The following is a 24,907-nucleotide window of genomic DNA, read 5'->3' as shown; positions in this document are numbered from 1 at the left end:
CAGGATGCGGTCGAGAGCCGCGATACCATCTTTCGGCTGGACTGGCGCTCGACGCTGCGACAACCCCGCGAAGGCGAGAACCTGGCATGAGCCCGATCGAGGAAACGATTCCACAGTCAAAGACTTTGTGGAACTGGGCTGTCCGAGTTGCGGCGAGCATAGCCTTCGGGTCTTCGAACTGCCCAACGATCGATGCAGGTCCGTGCAGCTTTGATTGGCCACAGCTTCCGTGCGAACATGTCCAGAAGTCAAGGCAAGCCAACGGAAACGTGTGGTCAAATGACGGGGAGGTAGACGTTGGTGTCATCTGCTCCGACCGTTTCGGTGATAACGATTTCGCTGAATGACCTCGACGGGCTGAAACGCACTGTGGAGAGTGTGCGAGCCCAGCGCTACGCCGGACGCATCGAGCACATCATCATCGACGGTGGATCAGGGGATCCCGTCGTGGAGTATCTGTCCGCGTGTGAGCCTAGCTTCGCATATTGGCAATCCAAGCCCGACAACGGAAGATATGACGCGATGAACCAGGGCATCGCCCATTCGTCGGGGGATGTGTTGTGGTTCATGCACTCTACGGACCGCTTTTCCGATCCGGACGCGGTGGCCTCTGTTGTGGAGGCGATCGCGAGCCATGGGTCAATACGCGACGTCTGGGGTTACGGGAAGAACAACCTGGTGGGACCCGATGGGAGCATCCTTTTTCCGCGCCCATATGGCTACATGCCCTTTACGTTGCGAAAATTCCTCCTTGGGGCGACGGTTGCGCACCAAGCGACGTTCTTCGGGGCGTCGCTGGTAGCGAAGTTGGGTGGCTACGACCTTGACTTCGGGCTTGAGGCGGATCAACTGTTTATCTACCGGGCCGCGCGGCTGCAAGCTCCAATCACAATCAACCGGGTGGTGTGCGACTTCGACGTCACGGGACCAGGTTCGACACAACCTATTCGTGAACACCATCGGAATATTCGCCGGCTGTGGGACTTGTACGGCCAGTACCCATTAGGCGGGCGGCGGACGTCGTGGGCGTATCTTTGTTTGAAGGAATACGTAGTAAGGGCAGATCTCGCGGCGTTCAATGCGTTTAAGTCCCTGCGAGCGAAGTTTCCCAGGGGTAACCGGGCATGAGCTTCGTCGACGTAGAGTGAGATGCGCGTCAGTTGAACCGGGTGAGTGCCTGGCCTTGGCAACGTGAGCTGGTCGAAGGCGGCAGATCACGACCACGTGCAGCGAAGAACGACGGCGCAATTATCATGCCCGTAACAGCAAGTGGAAACTGCGCGAGATCAATTCGTGCGGCGAGTTTGTCCTGTACTTTGAAACGTGGCAGAGCGGCGGTCTTCTGGCCACGTGCCATACCGCGTCAATTGGGCTGTATGCCTCGCCTTGCAGCACCACGGGGAGTGAGACCGCCACGATGTTGGGGCGCCGGACATGCGGTGACGACGATGCACTGACGGGAGCGGGAATCCAGTGAAGCGAGCAGTGATAACCGGAATCACCGGCCAGGACGGCTCTTACCTCACAGAACTCCTGCTGAGCAAGGGGTACGAGGTCCATGGTCTAATCCGTCGAGCTTCGACGTTCAATACGTCGCGAATTGATCACCTATATGTAGACCCTCACCAACCGGATGCACGGCTGTTTTTGCACTACGGTGACCTGACCGACGGGGCCCGTTTGGTTACCCTGCTCAGCACCATCGACCCCGACGAGGTGTATAACCTTGCGGCGCAGTCACATGTGCGTGTCAGCTTCGACGAACCGGTGCATACCGGCGACACCACGGGTATCGGATCGATCCGGCTTCTCGAAGCTGTCCGCCTTTCCCGAGTGAATTGCCGTTTCTACCAAGCGTCTTCGTCAGAGATGTTTGGCGCCTCGCCGCCACCGCAGAATGAGCAGACACCGTTCTATCCAAGGTCACCGTATGGCGCGGCGAAAGTCTACTCGTACTGGACGACGCGAAACTATCGAGAGGCTTACGGGCTGTTCGCGGTGAACGGCATCTTGTTCAATCACGAATCGCCAAGGCGTGGTGAAACATTCGTGACTCGAAAAATCACGCGAGCCGTCGCCCGCATCAAAGCCGGTGTCCAGTCAGACATTTACCTCGGCAACCTCGACGCGGTCCGTGACTGGGGATATGCGCCCGAGTATGTCGAAGGGATGTGGCGGATGCTGCAAGCTTCTGCCCCCGAGGATTTCGTTCTGGCGACGGGCCGGGGTTTCACCGTACGCGACTTCGTCCAGACCGCTTTCGAACATGCCGGGCTCGACTGGGAGAAGTACGTAAAGTTTGACGAACGCTATCTGCGGCCCACCGAGGTGGATTCACTGATCGGTGACCCGACCAAAGCCGCTCAATTGCTCGGGTGGAAAGCTTCCGTACACACGGGCGACCTGGCGCGGATTATGGTGGACGCCGACATCGCCGCATTGGAGTGTGATGGTAGGCCATGGATCGACCAGCCGATACTCCCCGGTTGGAGCTGAGCAGCAGTATGAAGACCTCAATCGGCGCGCTTGATCGCGCGACGCCCGTCTATATCGCAGGACACCGCGGGCTGGTCGGATCCGCCTTAATACGCAAGTTCCAGGCCGAAGGATTCACCGATCTTATCGTCCGCTCGCGGTCAGAAATCGACCTCACGGATCGTCCCGCAACGTTTGACTTCGTGATGGCAGCAAAGCCTGAAGTCATAATCGACGCCGCAGCACGGGTTGGCGGCATTATGGCGAATAACACCTATCCTGCTGACTTTCTGTCCGAAAACCTGCAGATCCAGACCAACTTGCTAGATGCGGCAGTAGCTGCCCGCGTACCGCGATTGTTGTTTCTCGGATCTTCGTGTATCTATCCGAAGTATGCTCCGAACCCGATCCACGAGAGCGCCTTATTGACCGGTCCTCTGGAGCCCACCAACGACGCGTACGCACTCGCCAAGATCGCTGGCATCGTCCAGGTCCAGGCGGTGAGACGCCAATATGGTCTGGCGTGGATCTCTGCTATGCCAACCAACCTGTATGGACCGGGCGACAATTTTTCCCATTCGGGCTCGCATCTGCTGCCGGCGCTCATTCGCAGGTATGAAGACGCCAAATCTAGCGGCGCGCCGGAGGTGACCAATTGGGGGACCGGTACTCCACGGCGTGAAATGCTGCATGTTGATGATTTGGCGAGCGCGTGTCTATTTCTTTTGGAACACTTTGACGGACCGAGCCATGTAAACGTGGGCACCGGTATCGACCATTCGATCAGCGAGATTGCCGAAATGGTCGCCACAGCTGTGGGCTACAGAGGTGAGACTCACTGGGACTCAACGAAACCGGATGGGACGCCACGTAAGTTGCTAGATGTCTCGGTCCTACGGGCGATGGGATGGCTGCCCAAGATCAAGCTGCGGAGCGGCATTGACGAAACGGTGGCGTGGTACCGCGCGAACGCCGACGCGGCGAGGAAGTAAATTGCCTCACTATTTGCCTAGCCACGCGTGAGGCTTTTTTCACACCGGTCCGGGTCGGGTGTGTCGGCTGCGCCACATGGCCGGCAAGACAAATGACCGTGTGTGATGGTACGCCGTCGACAGCAGCGCGGTGCCGAGCGCTCTAGTGCCGCACAGCGATTCACCACAACGAATGCTGTCTCCTGCGACACACTCGCGTGCTATTGTTGGCGCGGTGGATTTCCTTAGCAATCTTCGCTTGATGGCTCGTAACGTCAGTACGGAGACGCTGCGGCACTTCGATCGTAAGCGCCTGTTGGTGAATCAACTCGAAGCGCTGAAAGTAAATGTCGTTCTTGACGTCGGTGCCAACTCAGGACAATTCGGCACCGCATTACGCCGCGCAGGATACACGGGGCGTATCGTGTCATTCGAGCCGCTGTCAGGGCCCTTTGCGGTCCTCCAGCGTAAGGCCGCTGCTGATCAGTTGTGGGATTGCAGGCAATGTGCGTTGGGTGATGCCGATCAAACGATCACGATAAATGTGGCGGGCAACGCCGGCGCAAGCAGTTCCGTCTTGCCGATGCTGAAAAGTCATCAGGATGCCTTTCCTCCGGCGAACTATGTAGGCACCGAACAAGTGCCAATAAATCGGCTTGATTCCGTTGCCGCAGAATTTCTAGAGCCAGCCGATGTGCTGTTTCTCAAGATCGACGTTCAAGGTTTCGAGAGACAGGTGCTCGCCGGTGGTATGCAAACGGTGAACGACCGCTGCGTCGGTATGCAACTCGAACTGTCTTTCATACCGTTGTACCAAGGTGACATGCTCATTCACGAAGCGGTCGGACTTGTGTATTCCTTGGGCTTCAGACTGACGGGCTTATTGCCCGGTTTCACGGATCCCCGCAACGGTCGGATGTTGCAGGCCGACGGAATTTTCTTTCGTGGCGACGATTGAGGGCAACTGCACATGGGTCCTTCGAAGATGAAACGACTGGCGTGGTCGAGCGCCCCGGCCGGAGCGCTTAAGTCGAGAGGAGACGGAAGAAGCGGAACACTCGGCAGCCCGCTGCTAACGTCACTATTACCATGACCGCGCCAGCCTTTTCGATCATCATTCCCACATTCAACGCAGCGGCGACGTTGCGTGCCTGCCTCGAAAGCATCGCCCACCAGACTTATAGGGATTTGGAACTGGTCCTCGTCGACGGTGGCTCGACAGACGAAACCCTCAACATCGCATACAGTTTCGGCCCCAATTTCGGTGCACGCCTGGTCATTCACAGCGGCCCTGACGGTGGCCCCTACGAAGCTATGAACCGCGGAGTTGGCATGGCCACCGGCACGTGGCTAATCTTCCTGGGCGCCGACGACACCCTCTACGAACCGGACACTCTGGCCCGTGTGGCTACCTTCATCGGCGACCACGAGCGCAGCGATCTGGTATATGGCGATGTAATTATGCGTTCAACGGGGAGTCGCCACGCCGGCGCCTTCGACCTTGACCGTCTCCTGTTCGAGACGAATCTGTGCCATCAATCGATCTTCTATCGGCGCGAGATTTTCGCCGGAATCGGGCCCTACAATCTGCGATACCGTGTTTGGGCCGACTGGGACTTCAATATTCGCTGCTTCTCTAACCCAGCACTGATCACCCGGTACATGGACGTTGTCGTCGCGCGATACAACGACATGACGGGGCTTAGTGTGAGGAAAAAAACGGATAAGGAATTCAGAAAGCGCCTGCCAATGTACTTCTGGGTCGCAGGCTGGGAGACCTGCAGCCGCATGCTGGCATTCTTCAAATATAAAGAGAACCGCCGACTGGCATTACGTGCGCTGCTAACGAGGTACAGGTCCGTATCCAGGACCGAGCCGCACGACCCTAGAGCAAGCTCCATGTCGGAGACCCCTAGATTTGAGGGAGCTTGCATCCCGGCGCCAGGTGAGGATTGAACTGCTGTCGGCGTGGGGGAAGACTGACCAGGCCCTGACCATAGGATGAATTGGACGCTGACGACGCTGACGAAATGATGTCGGTGGAGGATTGGGCTGAGAACCGCCGCCGATTGCATCCGGTCGGAGAAGTGTCGATCATGCCTACGCGGCGGCGACCTTGGGTAGAACATGTACTGCAGCCGTTGTAGTTGCTGCCGGCGCCGCCGTAGCACGGATGCTGACGGTGAGGAAGTTGTTATCCCCCAGGCTGTTTGGTGTGTTGCCGGAGCACTGCTGCCGCGCGTTTTGGGACATGACAGCATCGTTAGTCCCTGGTAGCGCCGTCGGTGGGTCTGGAGGCGAAACCAGTCGCCGTAGGCGGCCATGATGGTGCAGTGGCCGTGAAAAGTGGGGGTGGGTGCGGCCATTGTTGCTCTTTCGTGAGCGAGGGTTCGTAAGATGCGCGGAATGGGAATGGTGGACAGGCTTGGCCAGGCGTTGGAACGGTATCGAAAGGGCTCTGAGGAAAACCCGTGGCAATGGCGCGGCCTGGAGTTCGTAGTTGAACCCCGATCAGCCATCGCCCATGAGGTGCGCCGGAACGGCGCTTTCGAGTCATCGGAGATCGACATCGCCGCCGCCCTCTATCTCGCGCACTATAAGGGGCGTTGCATCGTGGATGTCGGCGCGAACATCGGGTTGCATAGCGTGGCTTGGTCCCACCTGGCCCCGGTGGTGGCGTTGGAGCCGGCGCCCGCCACATTCGCCCGACTAGAAGCCAACGTGGCCGCCAACGGTTTGCAAGACCGCATTCGCCGTATCCGGACGGCTGTCAGCGACACCCCCGGAGAGGCGGATTTTTTCGTCACCGCAGACAGTGCGTTCAGCTCACTCAAAGACACTAAGCGCATAGCGGTCACCGATCGTGTCCGTGTTCCAGTAACAACCCTGGACAAGCTGGCCGCCGAACTCTCCCCCGTCGGGCTGTTGAAGATCGACGTTGAAGGCTTCGAACGTTCCGTGATCGCGGGCGCCGGGGACCTCCTGCGTCGCGACTTTCCGGTGCTTTTCGTGGAAATCTACGGGGGCACCGCATCTAACCCTGACCCCGAAGGCACCATTGCGGACATCTGCGCCTTGGGTTACTCGCCGCTCGTCTACGGCCGCAACGTGGGCGTCGTGCCCTATGACGGCCATCGAGACGACCGATACAATTACTTCTTCGTTCCAGCGGTTAGATGATCAGCATGTCGAGCGTGCCACGCGCCCGACGCCGGTGACGTCGAGGCTGACCGTGCGCTGGCGGTGGCATGACATATCCGCTGGGTTGACTGATCCTACGCTGGTCGTCCGGTACATCGACATCGCGCAATAAAGCGCTTACGCGCCAGATTCGGCAGCTTTTCGATAGCCGCGCACGGCGATTGGCATGAACACGGCGAACAACACCACCGCCCAGACGAGCGTGATTGCAAAGGGCAACATGATCGGACCTCCGTGCGCCAGTGCCCGCATTGTCTCGATGGGCGGCGAGATCGGTTGCATGCGGATCAACGGCCGAACCCAAGCCGGGAACAGCTTGATTGGACTGGCACCGGTATTTATAAAGGCCAGCGCAACTGTGGCGCCCAGCAGCCAGGTCATTGCGGAGCGGCCATTGTTGCGGATAGCCATGGCCATCACCAGGGCCGTAAATCCGGTCACCCCGATCGACGGAATCAGAAGGAAAAGCAGTACCGCCGGCCACCCTTGAGTGAAGCGCAGCCCCATTCCCAACCCGATTACTGTGATCAAGGTGGTGCCGATGAACGCGCGCAAGACCTCAGCAGTCACCCAACCGGTGATCGCGCTTGCCCGGTGAATCGGCAGCACCCACATCCGGCTGAGTAGGCGCGACTCGCGGTCCGCGGTGATGCCGACCGAGCCACCTAAGACGCCGAACAGCGCGGATATCACCGCACACATGGGGACCACGCCGTAAACGCTCTCGATGCCGGTGACCTTGCGCACCTGCTCGCCCAGCACAATTTGGTAGCAGAACAAGAGGAAGACAGGCAGCAATAGCGACCCCATCAGCACCGATTCGTCACGCCGCCACCGGAGCAGGAGTCGGCCGGTCTGCACCCAGCTTTGGGTCAATAGCGAACCCTGCGGCTCAACGCGGTGCGCCACTAGCTGCGCCTCTGCATCCGCAGCGTGATCGCGCCGAAGACCAACACCATGCCCACACACCAGGCCAAGGTGGCGGCCAAGTTGCTGAGTACCACCTTTCCGGTGGCCAGGCCGCGCAGGGTTTCGGCGAACTGTGAGACCGGCTGGTTGCGCACGTATGGGCGCACCCAGCCGGGAAAAGTTTTCTCGGGGGCGATTCCGGTGGACATCATGAATAGCAGTAGCTGGGGGACAAACAGCAGGTGGCTGGCCCCCTGAACTGTTTTGGCGCGCGATCCCAGCGCGTCGGCGCCCAGCGTGACGGCCAGACACAGCAGCAAGGAGATAACTAGGAACGCCGCCGCGTAGCCGAGTCCGCCGGTTATCCGGAAACCGAAGGCATAGCCGGCGATGAGGGCGACCACCAGACACAGGAGGCCCCGCATCAGGGTGGCCACCGTGCGGGCGGTGACTGTGGCGGCCGCTGCGACCGGCAGGGTTCGCATCCGCTCACCGATGCCATACAGGTGGTCGCGTGCTGCACGATCCGCGGTCATCAGCCCAACGAAAATCATCGACTGGGTAACCACCGCGGGTAGAAAGTACTGCGTGTAACTGATGCGCCCGGTGTCGATCAGGCCGTGCAACGCCACGCTGAACCCGACCAGATAGAACGCGGGGGAGAGCATTTCGATGACCATCTCGCCGTCGCGCGCCGCCGACTTCAGCGAACGCTCGGTGAGGGCGGACAGGGCACTCATGACCGGGTGACGGCTCGCTCGGTGAGGTGCAGGAAAGCTTCGTCGAGCGACGGTTTGCGCAGCGAGATGTCGGCAAGTTCGAGCCCGAGCGCGTCGACCCGGCGGAATACCTCGATCAGCGTGGCGACCCCGTCAGGGGCGAACACCGACACCGAACCCGCGTCGTTGTCGATCTCGATTCCTTCGAGGCCGGTCAGCGCCCCCGCGACCCGAGGCAGGTCGGCGGGATTCGCCGGGCTCACCTCGCAGTAGCTGGTGCCCACTGCGCGCTTGAGCTCTTCGGAGGTGCCGCTGGCAATCACCTGCCCGTGATCGATGACAACGATCGAGTCGCTCAGCAGATCAGCCTCTTCCAGATACTGGGTAGTCAGCAGCACGGTCATGCCCTGCACAGTCAGCGAACTCACCAGGGCCCACACGTCGCGGCGGCTGCGTGGGTCCAGCCCGGTGGTCGGCTCGTCGAGGAAGAGCACCTTGGGCGGCACTACCAGGGCGCTGGCCAGGTCGACGCGCCGGAACATGCCGCCGGAGTAAGTCGACAGCCGTCGGTCGGCGGCAGCGACGAGGTCGAACCGTTCCAGCAGTTCGTCGGCACGGGCCTTCGCCTGCCGGCGATTCAATCCCCGCAGCCTGCCGAACAGCACCAGGTTCTCCCGGCCGGTCAACATGGGGTCCATCCCGGTGAATTGCCCGGCCATCCCGATGCTGGCACGTACCTCGGAGGCCTGGCGGACGACGTCGTGCCCGGCGACGCTGGCCCGGCCCGAGCTGGGCCGCATCAGCGTGGAGAGGATGTTGATCGTGGTGGTCTTGCCGGCGCCGTTATGGCCCAGCAGCCCGCACACCGTTCCCGCCGGAACCGAGAAGTCCACGCCGTTCAGCGCGAGTGTGTCACGCCCGAATGTCTTTGTGAGGCCGACAACCTCAATCGCCAAAGGGCTCACGGTAGGAGTATTTCACGGTGCGAATGGGCATGTTCGGGGTATTGGTGGTTAGCGATTTGTGGGATGGCGTACGCCTTTCCTCGGTGGTTGTGCCCCAAATCTGTTCGCAGCGGGGGAGTTCCGAATGTGCGGGGCGAAATCATTGGCGTCCAATCTGTCTCGCCGCGTTTTCGCGGAGGGCGTTGACCGCCTGACTACCCGGGCAATGGCAAACGACGAGCACCAACTAGACGGTCGGCCTGGCGACCGGAATTTCGGCTGTGTCGGCGTCTGCGTCGTCGTCTTCGTGTAGCAAGGTTCGTACCGAATGGCGCGTTCCTTTGGAGCGAAGCAGCGGGCTGGCCGGTCGTGGCCGAACCAATTGCGGCCACCAGAACCAGCGCCCGAGCAGCGCGGCGACGGTCGGCGTCATGAACGAGCGCACGATCAGGGTGTCGAAGATCAGACCCAGACCGATGGTGGTACCGACCTGGCCGATGATGCGCAAGTCGCTGACCACCATCGATGCCATGGTGAATGCGAACACCAGACCCGCATTTGTCACGACTTTACCGGTGCCGCCCATCGCACGAATGATGCCCGTATTGATGCCGCCGGCTATTTCCTCTTTCATACGGGACACCAGGAGCAGGTTGTAGTCCGACCCGACGGCCAACAAGACGATCACAGACATCGGGAGCACCATCCAGTACAGCTTGATGCCGAAGATGTATTGCCAGATCAGCACCGACAAGCCGAACGAGGAGCCCAGCGACAGCGTTACCGTGCCCACAATGACAAGGGCGGCAATAAAACTTCGCGTCAGGATGAGCATGATGATGAAGATCAGACAAAGAGCACCGACGCCCGCGATGAAGAGGTCGTAGGTGGAGCCGTCCTGGAAGTCCTTGAAGGTCGATGCGGTACCGGCGAGGTAGATCTTGGCATTTTCCAGCGGCGTGTTCTTCAACGCTTCTTCTGCCGCCGTCCTGATCTTGCCGATTCGATCCAGGGCTTCAGGCGACGCCGGATCGCCCCGATGCGAAATGATGAGGCGAGCGGCCTTCCCGTCCGGCGACAAGAATTGGCTCATTGCCTTTTTGAAGTCCGGATTGTCGAAAATGTCGGGCGGCAGATAGAACGAGTCGTCATTCTTGGATTGGTCGAACGCCTCTCCCATGGCGGTGGCGTCGTTATTGTTGCTATCCATCTGGCCGATGATCCCGGACATAGTGCTGTGGTTGGTAATCATCATGTTCCGCATGTCTTCCGACATCGCGATCATCGGGGGGTACTGCTCGAGCAGCTGCGGCATCAGCTGGTCCATATGATCGAGATCATGGAGGAGATATTGGATTTTGTCGCTGAGTGTATCGACGCCGTCGAGCGTCTCGAATATGTTCCTCAATGACCAGCATATCGGAATGTCGTAGCAATGCTTTTCCCAGTAAAAATAGCTGCGGAGTGGACGCCAGAAATCCTCGAAATCGGCCATTTTGCCATTTAAATCGGCAAGAACTTCTGCCATCTCATGGGTCTTGGTGATCGAATCATGGGTAATATCAGTCATCTGCTTCTGCAGTGAATAGATGCGCTTCATGATCTCGATCTGTTTGGCCATCATGTCCGCTTGGACGAGCATGTCGTCCATGCGGGCCTTCATGTATTGGATGTCCTGACTCATCATCGCTTGCTGCATGCTGAGTAGGAACGGAATCGACGTGTGTTGGATCGGTGTTCCCTCGGGCCGCGTTATACCCTGCACACGAGAAATTCCATGAACTCCAAAGACCCCCTTGGCGAGCTTATGCAGGAGCAGGAAGTCTGCCGGGTTCCGCATGTCGTGGTCGGACTCGATCATCAGAATTTCGGGCATCATTCGCGACTGCGTGAAATGCCGATCGGCCGCCGCGTACCCCACGTTGGCGGGGATGTCTTCGGGCATGTAGGGGCGGTTGTTGTAGCTCGTCTTGTAGCCGGGCAATGTCGCCAGGCCGACCAACGCGAACGCGACCGTCGCGCACAGAATGGGGGCGGGCCAGCGGACGATCGCCGTGCCGATCCGGCGCCACCGGCCGAATCCGATGGCGCGCTTCGGGTCGAATAACCCGAAGCCACTTCCGAGGGTGATAACCGCCGGAACCAGCGTCAGGGCGATCAGCACCGAAACGAGCATGCCTATAGAACACGGAACGCCGATTGTCTGGAAGATCGGCATGCGGGTGAAGCTCAGGCACAACATTGCTCCGGCGATTGTCAAACCGGAACCCAAGACCACCGGAGCGACGCTCCGGTAGGTCGTGAAGTACGCCTTTTCCCGGTCCTCGCCGGCCTGGCGCGCCTCTTGATAGCGGCCGAAGAAGAAGATCGCATAGTCGGTTCCAGCGGCCATTGCCAGGGCCACCAGCAAGTTGACCGCAAACGTCGACAGTGAAATGAGGTTGTGGTCGCCGATAAAGGCGATGACACCTCGTGCGGCAAATACTTCGATGCCGACCGTGAGCAACAACAAAACGACCGTGATGATCGAGCGGTAGACGAACATCAGCACGATGAAGATGATCAAGGCGCCGATCATCGTCATTTTCAGAATGGAGCGGTCACCAGCGATCTGCATATCGGACATCAGCGCTGCCGGACCGGTGACGTAGGCCGTGATTCCGGGGGGCGGTGGTGTCCGCGCGATGATATCGCGGACCGCCGCCACGGATTCCTGGCCCAGCGTCGTGCCTTGATTACCGGCCAGGTTCAACTGCACGTAGACGGCTTTGCTATCCGGGCTTTGCGCGCCCGCCGCGGTGAGGCGATCTCCCCACAAGTCCTGCACGTGCTCGACGTGCTTCGAGTCGCTTCTTAATTCACGAACCAGTTTGTCGTAATAGGCATGCGCCTGGTCACCCAGCTGCTGTTGCCCTTCGAGAACCAGCATCGCGAAGCTGTCCGAATCGGACTCTTTGAAGTCCCTGCCCATCCGCTGCATGGCCTGGACTGCCGGCGCATCTTGAGGGGCCAATGGCACAGAGTGCTGCTGACCCACTATCTCCAGCCGTGGCACTCCGAAAGTCACCAGCAGGGTGAGCGCCACCCACCCGAGGGCGATGAGCACAGAAAGGCGACGGACGGTGCGCGCGAAGGCGGACGGCTTAGAGAGCTGCGTCGTCATGCGGCCCTCAGCAGAAATGCGACGGTATTGCCCTGGCACACGGTGTTCCCCACGGTTGCTGTTCCCATCCTGAAGTGGAAGCCGCCACTTATTGCGGCTGCTTCAGGAGCAATGAACGAACCAACGGACGGGGTCCTGTGGTACGCAGCATGGTGCTGGCGGGGCGGGGCCGTACTCGCTGCGGCCACCAGAACCAGCGTCCCAACAATGCGGCGACGGCCGGCGTCATGAACGCACGCACAACCAAGGTGTCGAACAGCAGGCCCAAGCCGATCGTCGTGCCCAGCTGGGCGATGCTGCGCAGGTCGCTGACCACCATCGATCCCATGGTGAACGCGAACACCAGACCGGCGTTCGTCACGACCTTCCCGGTACCGCCCATGGCACGAATGATGCCCGTATGGATCCCGGCGCCTAATTCCTCCTTCATACGAGAGACCAGCAACAAGTTGTAGTCAGACCCCACCGCCAACAGCACGATCACCGAGGTGGAAAGCACCGTCCAGTGCAGTTGCAAGCCGAGCAGGTATTGCCAGACCAGGATGGACATCCCGAAGGACGCGCCGAGTGAGAGCAAAACTGTGCCGACGATAACCATGGCGCCAATAAAGCTCCGCGTCATGATCAGCATGATGATGAAAATGAGGCAGATCGCAGATACGCAGGCCATCAAGAGGTCGAATTTAGCTCCGTCCACCAAATCTTTGGTGATTGCCGCAGTGCCGGTCAGATAGATCTTGGCGTTTTCGAGAGGGGTTCCTTTGAGCGATTCTTCTGCCGCCGTCTTGATTTGTTCCACCCGCGAGAGGGCCTCGGGGGTAGCCGGGTCGCCCCGTTGTGAGATGAGCAGACGGAAATCCTTCCCGTCCGGCGACATGAACACCTTCTCGACCCGTTTGAAAGAGTCGGAGCCGTTGATGATCCCCGGCGGGAGGTAAAAAGAATCGTCGTTCTTGGAGGCATCGAAAGCCTGCCCCATAGCGCTCGGATCTTTGGCGCTCGAATCCATCTGACCCATGACGCCGGACATGGTGCTGTGCATCGTCAGCATCATGCTGCGCATGCCCGACATGGTTTCGATCATCGGGGGGATCTGCATGACCAACTCAGGCAGGATCGCATCCAGCTGATCGAGGTCTTTCACCAGGTCGCCCAGTTTGTCGGTGACCTCGTCAACGCCGTCGATCGCATCGAATATGGATCTCAGCGAAAAGCAGATCGGAATGTCGTAGCAGTGCTTCTCCCAGTAGAAGTAGCTGCGGATTGGGCGCCAGAAATCCTCGAAATCCGAGACTTTGTCTCGCAAATCTTGCGTAATATCCTGCATTTCATGCGTCGTGCCGACCATATGATGAGTCGTGGCGACGAGCTCTTTCATCAGGCCCAGCATGTGCTGCATCAGACCGATCATTTTTGCCAGCTCGTTGGCCTGGGTGAGCATGTCGTCCATGCGGTCTTTTTGGAATGCCATGTTCTGCATCTGGCTTGCCTGAGACATGCTGATGATCCATGGGATCGTCGTGTGTTGCAGCGGCGTGCCCTCAGGACGGGTTACGGTCTGAACTGTGGCAATTCCCGGAACCGCAAGAACACCCTTGGCGAGTTTATTGATCACTAGCATATCCGTCGGATTGCGCAAATCATGATCAGTCTCGACCAGCAAGATCTCGGGCATCTGCATTCGCTGGCCGGGAAAATGCCGCGCGGCGGCCGCAAACCCCACATTGGCGGGGATGCTTGACGGAATGAATTTCTGGTCATCGTAGCTCGGCCGATAATTCGGCAAGGCCAATAGACCGACCAACGCAACAGCCAATGAGGCAATGAGGATAGGCGCCGGCCATCGGACGATCGCGGTGCCGATCCGTCGCCACCTGTGGGTCGAGAGCGCTCGCCGCGGGTCGAACAAACCGAACCGGGCTCCGGCAGCCAGCAGCGCCGGTACCAACGTCAGCGCGATGAACACCGCCACCGCAATGCCCACGGCACAGGGAATACCTAGTGGTTGGAAAAAGGGGAGTCGGGTGAAGCTGAGGCAGAGCACCGCGCCGGCGATTGTCAAGCCCGAGGCCAGGACAACCTTGGCGACCCCGTTGAACGTGGTGTAGAAGGCCTCTTCTCGACTCTCACCTGAATACCGTGCCTCTTGATATCGGCCGACGAAGAAAATGCCGTAGTCGGTTCCCGTCGCGATGACGGCGGCGACCAGCAAGTTAACCGCGAAAGTGGTGAGACCGACCAGGCCTAAATGACCGAGTAGCGCGACCATTCCGCGGGCGATCTGCAATTCCAGGCCAACGATCAGCAACAAAAGAATGACCGTGACGATCGACCGGTAGACGAGCAGCAACGTCAGTGTGATCACGCCCAGGCTGGCTAAGGTAACCAGCATGACGGTCTTCTGACCGGAGGTGTTCATGTCCGCGACGATGGCTGCCGGCCCGGTGACATAGACCTTGAGTCCGGGCGGGGGCGAAGCCTCCTGCACGAGCTTTCGAACAACTGCTACGGATGCATCACCCGCGGCAGCCCCTTGTTCGCCATTGAGGTTCACCTGAACATATGCGGCCTTACCGTCTTGGCTTTGCGCGGCGCCGCGGGTAAGCGGGTCGCCCCAAAAATCCTGGACGTGCTGCACATGGGCGTGATCGGCTTCCAGAAGTCGAACCAAGCGCTCGTAATACTTGTGGGCATCGTCGCCGAGCTGCTGCTGACCCTCCAGCAGGATCATCGCCAAAGCGCCGGTATTGGTCTCTTTGAAGTCCTGCCCCAAGCGCTCCATGGCCTTGAACGACGGCGCACCGAGGGGGCTTAGCGATACCGCATGCTCTTTCTCAACCTGCTCCAGCGAAGGGACGGCGATGCTGATGAGAACGGCAATCCCGAGCCAGCCCAAGATAACGGGAACGGACAAGCGGTGGAGGATCCGCGCCACGCGGGGTCGCGCGGGCTGCTGGTGGGTCTCCGGTTCCTGGATGCTCATGTGGCGGTCAGGACGCAGTAGGTGAAGGCATTCATTTCGTGAGAAACCCTCTCGGCTTTGACGACGTCGTCCACCAGGATCCGGCAACCGAGGCTGTCGCTATTGCCCTGTGCCACCACGTTTCCCACGATTGACGGCAGCGTCGTCGAGATATCGAAGCTCCAGGGCAGCTCTATGCCGTTGATGTGCTGCGGCTCGCCGTTGGCGTCGAAGTAGCTGATGTCGGCCATCGCTCCTGGCGGGCCGAAGATTTCGTACTTCACGTGCTTGGGGTTGAAAGGTTTGGTGTCCTGTTGCCGAGTGTCGGCGTACGAAGGCCGCTTCTCCGAGCCGAAGACACCGTGCAACCGCGAGACGGTCATTCCCCCGGCAACGACCACGGCGACGATAACCAGCGGGATCCACAGCCGGCCCAGGATCCCTAAGATTCCAGATCCTCGCTTGCGACGAATTCTCTGACGGCCACTCTGTTGCGTGGGTTCAGGGGGAGATCGGCGAGCAATGCCGGGGAAACCACGTCGGCGGCCGGACGGTTGGTTAACGTCTTGTCCTTCCACGCTGGTGTTGGCGAGACGGGCCCGCACATCGGGTTCGACCACCAGACCCCCTTCAGTGTCCACGCCCGCGCCGTCCTTTGCGCTCGAACATGCATTTACACATCGGTCTATTCGTCGGTCGCGATACGCCAGACCGCGGCGCTTCGCTTCAGTGCACCACGCAGACTAGTCGTGCTTCGTTCACCTCACGCGAGCCCCGCCCCCCGGGGAGCGCGACCAGATCTTGATGAGTAAACCATGCCGATTGCTTCCATATCAGTGCTTTGGCAACGCGATACGGGATCGTAATGCATACCGTTGCGTAAACAGCGTATAGCCGAGCACCGAACCATCGCCGCTCGCTCTTGCTTCTTAAGGTCGCCCACTTACCTAAGCACAGCAAGACTCAGTGTGTCACTCGAGGGAGCAGCGAAGGCGACCTTGCCAGCAGTCTCCCAGGATCGCCTCCACACGATTTTCGCCCGGCCTGGAGGTCGGCTAAACTGCCCGTTGAGAAGCACAAAAACTTCATCGGCCTGAGGGTTGTCCTGCGCAATATGCGGAATCCCGCAGTAATGCAATTGCCGCAGGTCACTGCAGTGAAAACGGGGCGTCGGGCCCTCGTTGCAGTCCCATCACTGGATGGGGTCACCAGCCTCCTTGGCCACGACGGAAACTTTGTCCAAACTTCGGGCGTGCGCCCAGGGGCTCAACTATGGTTGTTTGGACTTGTTCCACTCGTGTCCACTACCTACCTGGAGAATTGTGAGCATCAATCCGTTCGACGACGACAACGGCAGCTTTTTCGTCTTGGTCAACGACGAGGAGCAACACAGCTTGTGGCCGGCCTTCGCCGATGTTCCTGCGGGATGGCGAGTGGTTTACGGGGAGGCTGACCGCCCGGCGTGCTTGGAGTACATCGAGCAGCACTGGCCCGACATTCGCCCAAAAAGCTTGCGCGACAAGCTCGCAACGGGCCGGGGTTTTGACCAGTAATTAGCCGGGGTATTGGGCGGGTGGGTGGAGTCTTGGGGGAGTCGATGGAGCATGGTGACCGGGCACTTCCGTTAACGCGCGGTCAGCTCGACATCTGGTTGTCACAGGAAGCCGGTTTCGTCGGCACTCAGTGGCAGCTCGGTCTGCTAGCGAGAATCGATGGCCCCGTTCACTTTGACGCGCTCCAGCAGGCTCTGGGTCAAGCGGTCGCCGAAGCCGAACCGGGCAGGGTCTCGTTCTTCGAGGAGGACGGCCAGGTCGTCCAAAGGCCCATTGACTACCCCAACGTCGAGCTGGACTTTCGTGACCTGACGAGTTCGCCTGAGCCCGTTGAGGAAGTGCGCCGAATGGCTTCCGCCATCCAGCGCACACCGATGGCGTTGAACGGCCAACTGTTCAAATTCGTGCTATTTCAAACTCAGCACGAGGAATTCTATTTGTTCGGTTGCTGTCACCACATCGCCGTCGACGGGCTGGGTATGGCCTTGGTCTGTCGCCGGCTTGCCACCATTTACACGGCAATTGTCGCGGGCACCCCGATTCCGGATCCGTATTTTGGCTCGGCGCAGGATTTGGTTGATCTCGAGGCGGAGTACGAAGCCTCCAACGACTACCTCGAAGACCAGGCCTATTGGAGCACCCACCTTCCGCCGGAGAGCGGACCGGTCGATCGGTTGCCGACCGCTGCGGGCGAGCGCGACCACTACTCGCCGTCCGCGTCGGTGCAGCTCGATCCCTCGGTTGCTAACCGGATCAAGGAGCTGTCCAAAAAGCTGGCCATCCGCCGGTTTTCGGTCACCACCGCAGCCTGCGCGCTGTTGGTACGCGGATGGTCGGGCAGTGGATCCGAGGTCGCGCTGGATTTTCCGGTCAGCCGACGAGTGCGTCCCGAGTCCAAGACCCTTCCCGCGATGCTTGCCGGCGTCGTGCCGCTGGTACTGGAATCTGCACCGCAGACCACAGTCGGTGACTTTTGCAAGCACGTCGACAAGCGAATCCGCGAACTGTTGCAGCACCAACGCTTTCCGGTGCACACCCTGCAGGGCGACGGGGCGCGGCAAGCGCCGACCCGGGTTGGCATCAACTTCATCCCATCGCGGCTGACGCTGGACCTCGCCGGTTCCCCGGCGACGGCGTCATACACGAATCACGGCCCGGTCGGGCACTTCGGTCTGTTCTTCCTGGGTGCCGGCGATCAGCTGTTCCTGAGCACCGCGGGCCCCGGACAGCCGTTCGCAAGCTTCGGCGTCGCCGACCTGGCGGGCCGGTTGCAGCAAATCCTCGAAGAGATGACCGCCGACCCGGACCGGGCGCTGTCATCCATCGATCTGCTGGTGCCCGACGAGCCGGCCCGCATCGACGAGTGGAGCAACAGGCCGGCACTGCACGAGCCCGTGCCGGCCCCGGTGTCGATCCCCGCGGCGTTTGCCGAACACGTGCAGCGCACGCCGGAGGCGGTGGCCGTGAGATACGGCGATCGCTCCATGACCTACGCGGAACTCGACGAGACCTCCACCCGATTGGGCCATCTGCTCGCCAGCCATGGGGTAGGCCCGGGGGACTGCGTGGCGGTGCTGTTCCCCCGGTGCGCCGACGCCATCGTCTCGATGCTGGCGGTGCTCAAAACAGGGGCGGCGTATGTGCCGATCGACCCGGCGCACGCGTCGTCGCGGATGGATTTCGTGCTCGACGATGCCGCACCCAGTGCGGTGGTCACCACGGCGGACCTCCGCTCGCGGTTGGACGGCCATGACGTCTTGGTCGTCGACGTGCACGACCCGGCCATCGACACCCAGCCCAGCACCGCTCTGCCGCTGCCGGCACCACAGAACACCGCGTACATCATCTACACCTCCGGAACCACCGGGACTCCCAAGGGCGTTGCGATCCCTCATCTCAACGTCACTTGGCTGATCGAGTCACTCGACGCCGGCTTGCCCAAGGGGAACGTGTGGACGCAATGCCACTCCTCGGCCTTCGACTTCTCGGTATGGGAGATCTTCGGCGCCCTGCTCCGCGGCAGGCGGCTGGTGGTGGTGCCCGAAGCCGTAGCAGCCTCCCCGGAAGATCTGCACGCCTTGCTGGTCGCCGAGAAGGTCAGCGTGCTGACCCAGACCCCGTCCGCCGTGGCGATGCTGTCGCCCGACAACCTGGAGTCCACCGCGTTGGTGGTAGCCGGCGAAGCCTGCCCGACCGACATCGTCGATCGGTGGGCCGCGCCCGGTCGGGTGATGCTCGATGCGTATGGCCCCACCGAGAACACGGTGTGTGCGTCGATCAGCACACCGCTGACGCCCGGATCTCCGGTGGTGCCCATCGGCTCACCGATAGCCGGTGCGGCGATGTTCGTGCTCGACAAGTGGCTTCAGCCGGTGCCCGCCGGTGTGGTCGGCGAGTTGTACCTCGCGGGCCGCGGCGTCGCGCACGGCTACGTGCGCCGGCCCGGGCTGACGGCATCGCGCTTTGTGGCCAACCCGTTCGGCGGTCCGGGGGCGCGGATGTACCGCACCGGCGACCTGGTGTGCTGGGGCCCTGACGGGCAGCTGCAGTATCTAGGCCGCGCCGACGAGCAGGTCAAGATCCGCGGCTACCGCATCGAACTCGGCGAAATCCAAGCGGTTTTAGCCGGCCTGGACGGAGTAGACCAGGCCGCGGTGATCGCCCGCGAGGACCGTCCCGGCGACAAGCGGCTGGTCGGCTACATCACCGGAACCGCCGACCCGGCGGCGCTGCGCGCCGCGCTGGCCGACAAGCTTCCGCCCTACATGGTCCCGACCGCGGTGCTGGTCTTGGACGCCCTGCCGTTGACCGGTAACGGCAAGCTCGACAAGCGCTCGCTGCCCTCGCCCGAATACGCGGCGGGCGAATACCGCGCCCCGGGCGATGCGATCGAGGAGATCCTGGCCGACATCTACGCCCAGGTGCTGGGTGTGGAGCGGGTCGGCGTGGACGACTCCTTCTTCGACCTGGGTGGGGACAGCATCCTGTCGATGCAGGTGGTGGCCCGTGCCCGCGCGGCCGGCCTGATCTGCCGCCCGCGCGATGTGTTCGTGGAGCAGACGGTGGCCCGGTTGGCGCGAGTGTCCGAGGTGGCGGCTGACGGTGAGCTCGGCGCGGCCGACGAGGGGATTGGGCCCGTCGTGGCCACCCCGATCATGCGGTGGCTGCAGACCATTGACGGCCCGATCGACGAGTTCAACCAGACCATGGTGCTGGCCGCTCCGGCCGGCGTGAGCGAAGCCGACGTGGTGGTGGTGCTGCAGGCGTTGCTGGATCGCCATCCCATGTTGCGGTTGCGCGTGCAGGACGACGGCGCCGGCGGCTGGTCGCTCGAGACGCCAGAGGTTGGTTCGGTGCAGGCCGGTGATTGTGTGCGCACCGTCGACGCCTTGTCCGACGCGGCACTCCTCGAGGCTCGCTCGCGGCTCAATGTCGGCGACGGGCTGCTGTTGAGCGCGGTATGGGCAACTGCGACAAGCCAATTGGCCTTGGTCATTCACCACCTGGCCGTCGACGGTGTGTCGTGGCGAACCCTGATCGAGGACCTCAACATCGCCTGGGCGCAGCACCACAACGCCCAGCCGGTGGACTTGCCGGTGCCCGGCACCTCCTTCGCCCGGTGGTCGTCGCTGCTGGCCGACTACGCGCAGAATCCGGCGGTGGTCGCGCAGGCCGACGCGTGGCGGCAGGTGGCCGCGACCCCGGCGGCGTTGCCGGCGGTCCAGTCCGGCGACACGTATGCGACGGCCGGACAGCTGTCGGCGTCGCTGGATGTCGACACCACCCGGATGCTGCTGGGAGAGGTGCCTGCGGCGTTTCACGCTGGCGTGCAAGACATTCTGCTGATCGCGTTCGGTTTGGCGTTCACCGAATTCTTGGGCGATGCCGCACCGATCGGTCTCGACGTGGAAGGGCACGGGCGTCACGAAGCGGTGGCCGCACACGTGGATCTGTCCCGCACGGTGGGATGGTTCACCACCAAATACCCAGTGGCGCTGAAGATTAACGCTGCGTTGAACTGGTCGCAGGTGGTCTCCGGTGAAGCCGCACTGGGTGCGGTGATCAAGGACGCCAAGGAGCAACTGCGCGCCCTGCCAGATGGACTGACCTACGGGCTATTGCGTTACCTGAACACCGAAGTCGACCTGCAGGGCGACGATCCGGTGATCGGGTTCAACTACCTGGGCCGGTTGGCTGCGGGAGCCGACCTTTCCGATGACTTGTGGCGCGTCAGCGAAGACAGCCTGTCGTCGGCCGCGGTGGCGACCGCGGTGGCGATGCCGTTGGCGCACACCGTGGAACTCAACGCCGGCACTATGGACACCGAGGCCGGACCGCACCTGCACGCAAACTGGCGTTGGGCGCCTTCAGCGCTGACCGACGAGCAAGTAAACCGGTTGAGCCAGTTGTGGTTTGAGGCCCTGGCCGGTATCTGCGCGCACGTGCGCAGCGGTGGCGGCGGGCTCACCCCGTCCGATATCGCACCCGCGCGGCTGGACCAGCAGCAGATCGACGAGCTTTGCCGGCAGCACCAGATCGCCGATGTGCTGCCGCTCAGCCCCGTCCAGCAGGGGCTGCTCTTCCACACCAGCTTCGCGCAGGAACTCGAAGACCTCTATGCCGTGCAGCTCGGCATCACCGTAAACGGTGCGCTGGACCCGCAACGGCTGCGCGAGGCGGTGCAGACCGTGGTCAACCGCCATCCCAACCTGGCGGCCCGTTTCGTCGACGAGTTCGGGGAGCCGGTGCAAATCATCCCGGCGCAGCCGGTGATGGCGTGGAACTACGTCGAGTTGGACGGCGGGGACACCGACGCACATGTCGAGCAACTGTCGGCCGCCGAACGTGCCGCCGTCTGCGACCTGGCCGGCCAGCCCGCGTTCCGGGCCGCCTTGATCCGCACCGCACCCGACCGGCACCGTTTCGTGCTCACCATCCACCACATCGTCATCGACGGCTGGTCACTGCCGGTGCTGATGCGCGAGGTGTTCGCCGGTTACTACGGGGAGCGGCTGCCCGCACCCCCGTCCTATCGCAGCTACCTGATGTGGCTGGCCGCTCAGGATCGAGCCGGCGCGCAAGCGGCCTGGCGTGAGGCGCTGGACGGATTCGAAGCCCCCACCCTGGTGGCGCCGCCGGGCAAGATCGGACGCCGCGCCGTTGCCACCTATACGGTTTCGGCCGACACCACGCGCGCGCTGAGCGAACTAGCCCGCTCCAGCCGCACCACGGTCAGCACCGTGCTGCAGGGTGCCTGGGCGCAACTGTTGACCTGGCTGACCGGTCAGCATGACGTCGCCTTCGGTACGGCGGTCTCGGGCCGGCCCACCGAACTGGCCAACGCCGACGCCATGGTCGGTTTGCTGATCAACACCGTGCCGGTTCGGGCCAACATCACCGCCGCGACCACCGTCGCCGACCTGCTCGAGCAGCTGCAACGCGTCCACGCCGAAACTCTTGAACATGAACACTTGGCGCTCAACGAGATTCACCGCATCACCGGGCACGACCAACTGTTCGACACCCTGTTCCTCTACGAGAACTACCCGATCGACGCCGGGGCGTTGCTGGGCGTTCACGAGTTAGCCGTCACCGAGTTCAGCAGCCGCGAATTCAACCATTACCCGCTGTCGGTGGTGGCCACGCCGGGACACGAACTGAGCCTGCGTGTCGAGTACGACACCGAGGTCTTCGACGGGTCCGGCATCGAGACGCTGATCGAGCGGTTGCGCCAGGTGCTGTCGGCCATGACCGCCGAACCCGCACAACGGCTTTCATCGATCGATCTGCTCGACGTCGCCGAGCACCAACGGCTCGACGCCTGGGGCAACCGGGCGGTGCTGGTGCGTCGGCCGCGCGGGCAGGCGTCGATTCCGGCGTTGTTCGCCGCGCAAGTGGCGCGCGCCGGCGACGCGGTGGCGATCACCTGCGGCGAGCGGTCCTGGACCTACCGCGAGGTCGAAGAGTCGGCAAACCGGTTGGCGCACTTGCTGGTGGAGCAGGGTGCCGGTCCGGGTCAACGGGTGGCGGTGGTGATCCCGAGGTCGGCCGAAGCGGTGATGGCCATCTTCGCGGTGCTCAAGACGGGGGCGGCGTATGTGCCGATCGACCCGGGTGTGCCGGCGGCGCGGTTGGAGTTCGTGCTCGGCGATGCGGCGCCGGTCGCGGCGGTGACCACCGCCGAGGTCAGGTCGCGGCTGGACGGGTTCAGCGGCCTGATCATCGACATCGACGACCCCGCGCTGCACAACCAGCCCACCACCGCGCTGCCGGTGCCGGCAGCGGAGAACATCGCCTACATCATCTACACCTCGGGCACCACCGGAACCCCGAAGGGCGTGGCGATCCCGCATCAGAACGTGACGTTGTTGCTGGAGACACTGGATGCTCAGCTGGGGTTAGGCCAGGTGTGGACCCAATGTCATTCGCTGGCGTTTGACTTCTCTGTATGGGAGGTCTTCGGATCACTGCTGTATGGCGGCCGCCTAGTGGTGGTACCGGATGCCGTGGTGCGCTCGGCCGAAGATTTGCACGCGCTGCTGGTCCGTGAGCAGGTAAGCGTGTTGAGTCAGACGCCGTCGGCGTTTTATGCGTTGCAGAGTGCCGATGCGTTGGCACCGGAGTTGGGCGAGCAGCTGAAGTTGCAGACGGTGGTCTTCGGTGGTGAGGCGTTGGAGCCACACCGCTTGGCCACGTGGCTGCGGGGCCACCCCGGCTTGCCCCGCATGGTCAACATGTATGGCATCACCGAGACGACGGTGCACGCCTCGTTCCGCGAGATCGTCGACGATGACGTCGACAGCAATGTCAGCCCCATCGGGGTGCCGTTGGCAAACCTCGCCTTCTTCGTACTCGATGGCTGGCTGCGCCCGGTTCCCGCCGGCGTGGTCGGTGAGTTGTACGTCGCCGGAGGCGGTTTGGCCACCGGATATGTGGGTCGGCCCGGGCTGTCGGCGACGCGGTTTGTGGCCTGCCCGTACGGGGCTCCCGGCGCGCGGATGTATCGCACCGGCGACCTGGTCCGCTGGGGCGCCGACGGGCAGCTGCAATACGTGGGCCGCGCCGACGAGCAGGTCAAGATCCGCGGCTACCGCATCGAACTCGGCGAAATCCAGGCCGCACTGGCCTCGCTGTCGGGGGTCGAGCACGCGGCGGTGATCGCCCGTGAAGACCGTCCGGGCGACAAGCGTCTGGTGGGCTATGTGACTGGGACGGCCGATCCGGCCGAGGTTCGAGCCCAGCTCGGCGAGCGGTTGCCGGGCTACATGGTTCCGTCGGCCGTGGTGGTGCTGGATGCGCTGCCGTTGACGGTCAACGGGAAGCTGGACACCCGCGCCCTGCCGTCGCCGGAATACCAGGACACCGACCGTTACCGGGCTCCGGTGAGCGCCATCGAGGAGATCCTGGCCGACATCTACGCCCAGGTGCTGGGTGTGGAGCGGGTCGGCGTGGACGACTCCTTCTTTGACCTGGGTGGGGACAGCATCCTGTCGATGCAGGTGGTGGCCCGTGCCCGAGCGGCCGGCGTGGTGTGCCGCCCCCGCGACGTGTTCGTCGAGCAGACAGTGGCCCGGCTGGCGCGCGTTGCCACAGTGGCCAGCGGCGACGACGACGTGATCGACGAGGGGCTTGGGCCGGTGGTGGCCACCCCGATCATGCAGTGGCTGCAGAACATGGACGGCCCGGTCGAACAGTTCAACCAGACGATGGTGCTGGCCGCGCCCGCGAAGGTCACCTTCGACGACGTGCCGGTGGTGCTGCAGGCGCTGCTGGATCGGCACGCCATGTTGCGGATGCGCGTGGAGGACGACGGCGTCGGCGAGATTCAGCCGCGACCGGGCGTCGACCAGTGCCGCTTCGGACAACACGTCGACCGACTCCAGGCAGTCGCCGGCCTGTATTGAGCCCGCCTCGGGCACGTCGAGGGACCAGCCGCCGACGCCGTCGTCCTCCACGCGCATCCGCAACATGGCGTGCCGATCCAGCAGCGCCTGCAGCACCACCGGCACG

At 62.1% G+C, this 24,907-nt stretch carries 13 protein-coding genes and 1 pseudogene; 8 read left to right on the top strand and 6 right to left on the bottom strand.

Annotated elements, in window-relative coordinates; genetic code table 11:
* Positions 1-300 precede the first annotated feature (300 nt).
* From A5625_RS09085 to A5625_RS09060, 6 genes are all read left to right on the top strand, one after another.
* Positions 301-1,128, top strand: coding sequence for a glycosyltransferase family 2 protein (locus A5625_RS09085; RefSeq protein WP_066991810.1), 828 nt, complete (start codon positions 301-303; stop codon positions 1,126-1,128).
* A 345-nt stretch (positions 1,129-1,473) separates the two neighbouring features.
* Positions 1,474-2,496 carry a GDP-mannose 4,6-dehydratase gene (gmd, locus tag A5625_RS09080; protein WP_066991807.1) on the top strand — a complete coding sequence of 341 codons (1,023 nt, stop codon included), beginning with the start codon at positions 1,474-1,476 and terminating at the stop codon, positions 2,494-2,496.
* Between the two features lie 8 nt (positions 2,497-2,504).
* Complete coding sequence (locus A5625_RS09075) at positions 2,505-3,467, top strand: GDP-L-fucose synthase (protein WP_066991824.1); 963 nt, start codon at positions 2,505-2,507, stop codon at positions 3,465-3,467.
* A 214-nt stretch (positions 3,468-3,681) separates the two neighbouring features.
* The gene (locus A5625_RS09070; protein ID WP_369829996.1) at positions 3,682-4,404 is read left to right on the top strand and encodes an FkbM family methyltransferase; all 723 of its coding nucleotides are present in this window, start codon (positions 3,682-3,684) and stop codon (positions 4,402-4,404) included.
* Positions 4,405-4,535: 131 nt separating this feature from the next.
* On the top strand, positions 4,536-5,402 hold the full coding sequence (locus A5625_RS09065) for a glycosyltransferase family 2 protein (protein ID WP_082984334.1): 867 nt from the start codon (positions 4,536-4,538) through the stop codon (positions 5,400-5,402).
* A 450-nt stretch (positions 5,403-5,852) separates the two neighbouring features.
* Positions 5,853-6,626 carry an FkbM family methyltransferase gene (locus tag A5625_RS09060; protein ID WP_304441885.1) on the top strand — a complete coding sequence of 258 codons (774 nt, stop codon included), beginning with the start codon at positions 5,853-5,855 and terminating at the stop codon, positions 6,624-6,626.
* Between the two features lie 138 nt (positions 6,627-6,764).
* Here the strand turns inward: A5625_RS09060 and A5625_RS09055 are convergent, their stop codons facing one another.
* The 6 genes from A5625_RS09055 to A5625_RS09030 form a co-directional block, all read right to left on the bottom strand.
* Positions 6,765-7,556, bottom strand: coding sequence for an ABC transporter permease (locus A5625_RS09055; protein ID WP_197516027.1), 792 nt, complete (start codon positions 7,554-7,556; stop codon positions 6,765-6,767).
* Positions 7,556-8,296: an ABC transporter permease gene (locus A5625_RS09050; RefSeq protein WP_066991798.1), complete on the bottom strand. Its 741-nt coding sequence runs from the start codon at positions 8,294-8,296 to the stop codon at positions 7,556-7,558. The genes A5625_RS09055 and A5625_RS09050 overlap by 1 nt, the downstream gene beginning before the upstream one ends.
* Positions 8,293-9,240, bottom strand: a complete 948-nt coding sequence (locus A5625_RS09045; protein WP_066991795.1) for a daunorubicin/doxorubicin resistance ABC transporter ATP-binding protein DrrA — start codon at positions 9,238-9,240, stop codon at positions 8,293-8,295. Before A5625_RS09045 ends, A5625_RS09050 begins: the two co-directional genes overlap by 4 nt.
* Before the next feature lie 226 nt (positions 9,241-9,466).
* Positions 9,467-12,382 (bottom strand): RND family transporter, encoded by a 2,916-nt coding sequence (locus A5625_RS09040; protein WP_066991792.1) that lies wholly within the window; start codon positions 12,380-12,382, stop codon positions 9,467-9,469.
* A gap of 88 nt (positions 12,383-12,470) precedes the next feature.
* Positions 12,471-15,365, bottom strand: coding sequence for an RND family transporter (locus A5625_RS09035; protein WP_066991789.1), 2,895 nt, complete (start codon positions 15,363-15,365; stop codon positions 12,471-12,473).
* Positions 15,362-15,781, bottom strand: coding sequence for an MmpS family protein (locus A5625_RS09030; RefSeq protein ID WP_066991820.1), 420 nt, complete (start codon positions 15,779-15,781; stop codon positions 15,362-15,364). The genes A5625_RS09035 and A5625_RS09030 overlap by 4 nt, the downstream gene beginning before the upstream one ends.
* 885 nt (positions 15,782-16,666) lie before the next feature.
* Between A5625_RS09030 and A5625_RS09025 the strand changes: the two genes are divergently transcribed.
* Together A5625_RS09025 and A5625_RS09020 are read left to right on the top strand one after the other, a co-directional pair.
* Complete coding sequence (locus A5625_RS09025; protein WP_066991786.1) at positions 16,667-16,897, top strand: MbtH family protein; 231 nt, start codon at positions 16,667-16,669, stop codon at positions 16,895-16,897.
* 44 nt (positions 16,898-16,941) lie between these two features.
* Positions 16,942-24,717: pseudogene (locus tag A5625_RS09020) on the top strand (amino acid adenylation domain-containing protein); the annotation flags it as partial.
* Positions 24,718-24,907: the final 190 nt, after the last annotated feature.

Origin of the sequence: Mycobacterium sp. 1465703.0 (assembly GCF_001672975.1) — a bacterium.
Classification (GTDB): Bacteria; Actinomycetota; Actinomycetes; order Mycobacteriales; family Mycobacteriaceae; genus Mycobacterium.
This window is presented reverse-complemented; position numbering and strand designations above follow the sequence as displayed.

Bases quoted from the DNA above. Each gene is read 5' to 3' on its own strand.
- A5625_RS09075 (WP_066991824.1), top strand. From the start codon at position 2,505: ATGAAGACCTCAATCGGCGCGCTTGATCGCGCGACGCCCGTCTATATC.
- A5625_RS09065 (WP_082984334.1), top strand. From the start codon at position 4,536: ATGACCGCGCCAGCCTTTTCGATCATCATTCCCACATTCAACGCAGCG.
- A5625_RS09060 (WP_304441885.1), top strand. From the start codon at position 5,853: ATGGGAATGGTGGACAGGCTTGGCCAGGCGTTGGAACGGTATCGAAAG.
- A5625_RS09050 (WP_066991798.1), bottom strand. From the start codon at position 8,296: ATGAGTGCCCTGTCCGCCCTCACCGAGCGTTCGCTGAAGTCGGCGGCG.
- A5625_RS09040 (WP_066991792.1), bottom strand. From the start codon at position 12,382: ATGACGACGCAGCTCTCTAAGCCGTCCGCCTTCGCGCGCACCGTCCGT.
- A5625_RS09035 (WP_066991789.1), bottom strand. From the start codon at position 15,365: ATGAGCATCCAGGAACCGGAGACCCACCAGCAGCCCGCGCGACCCCGC.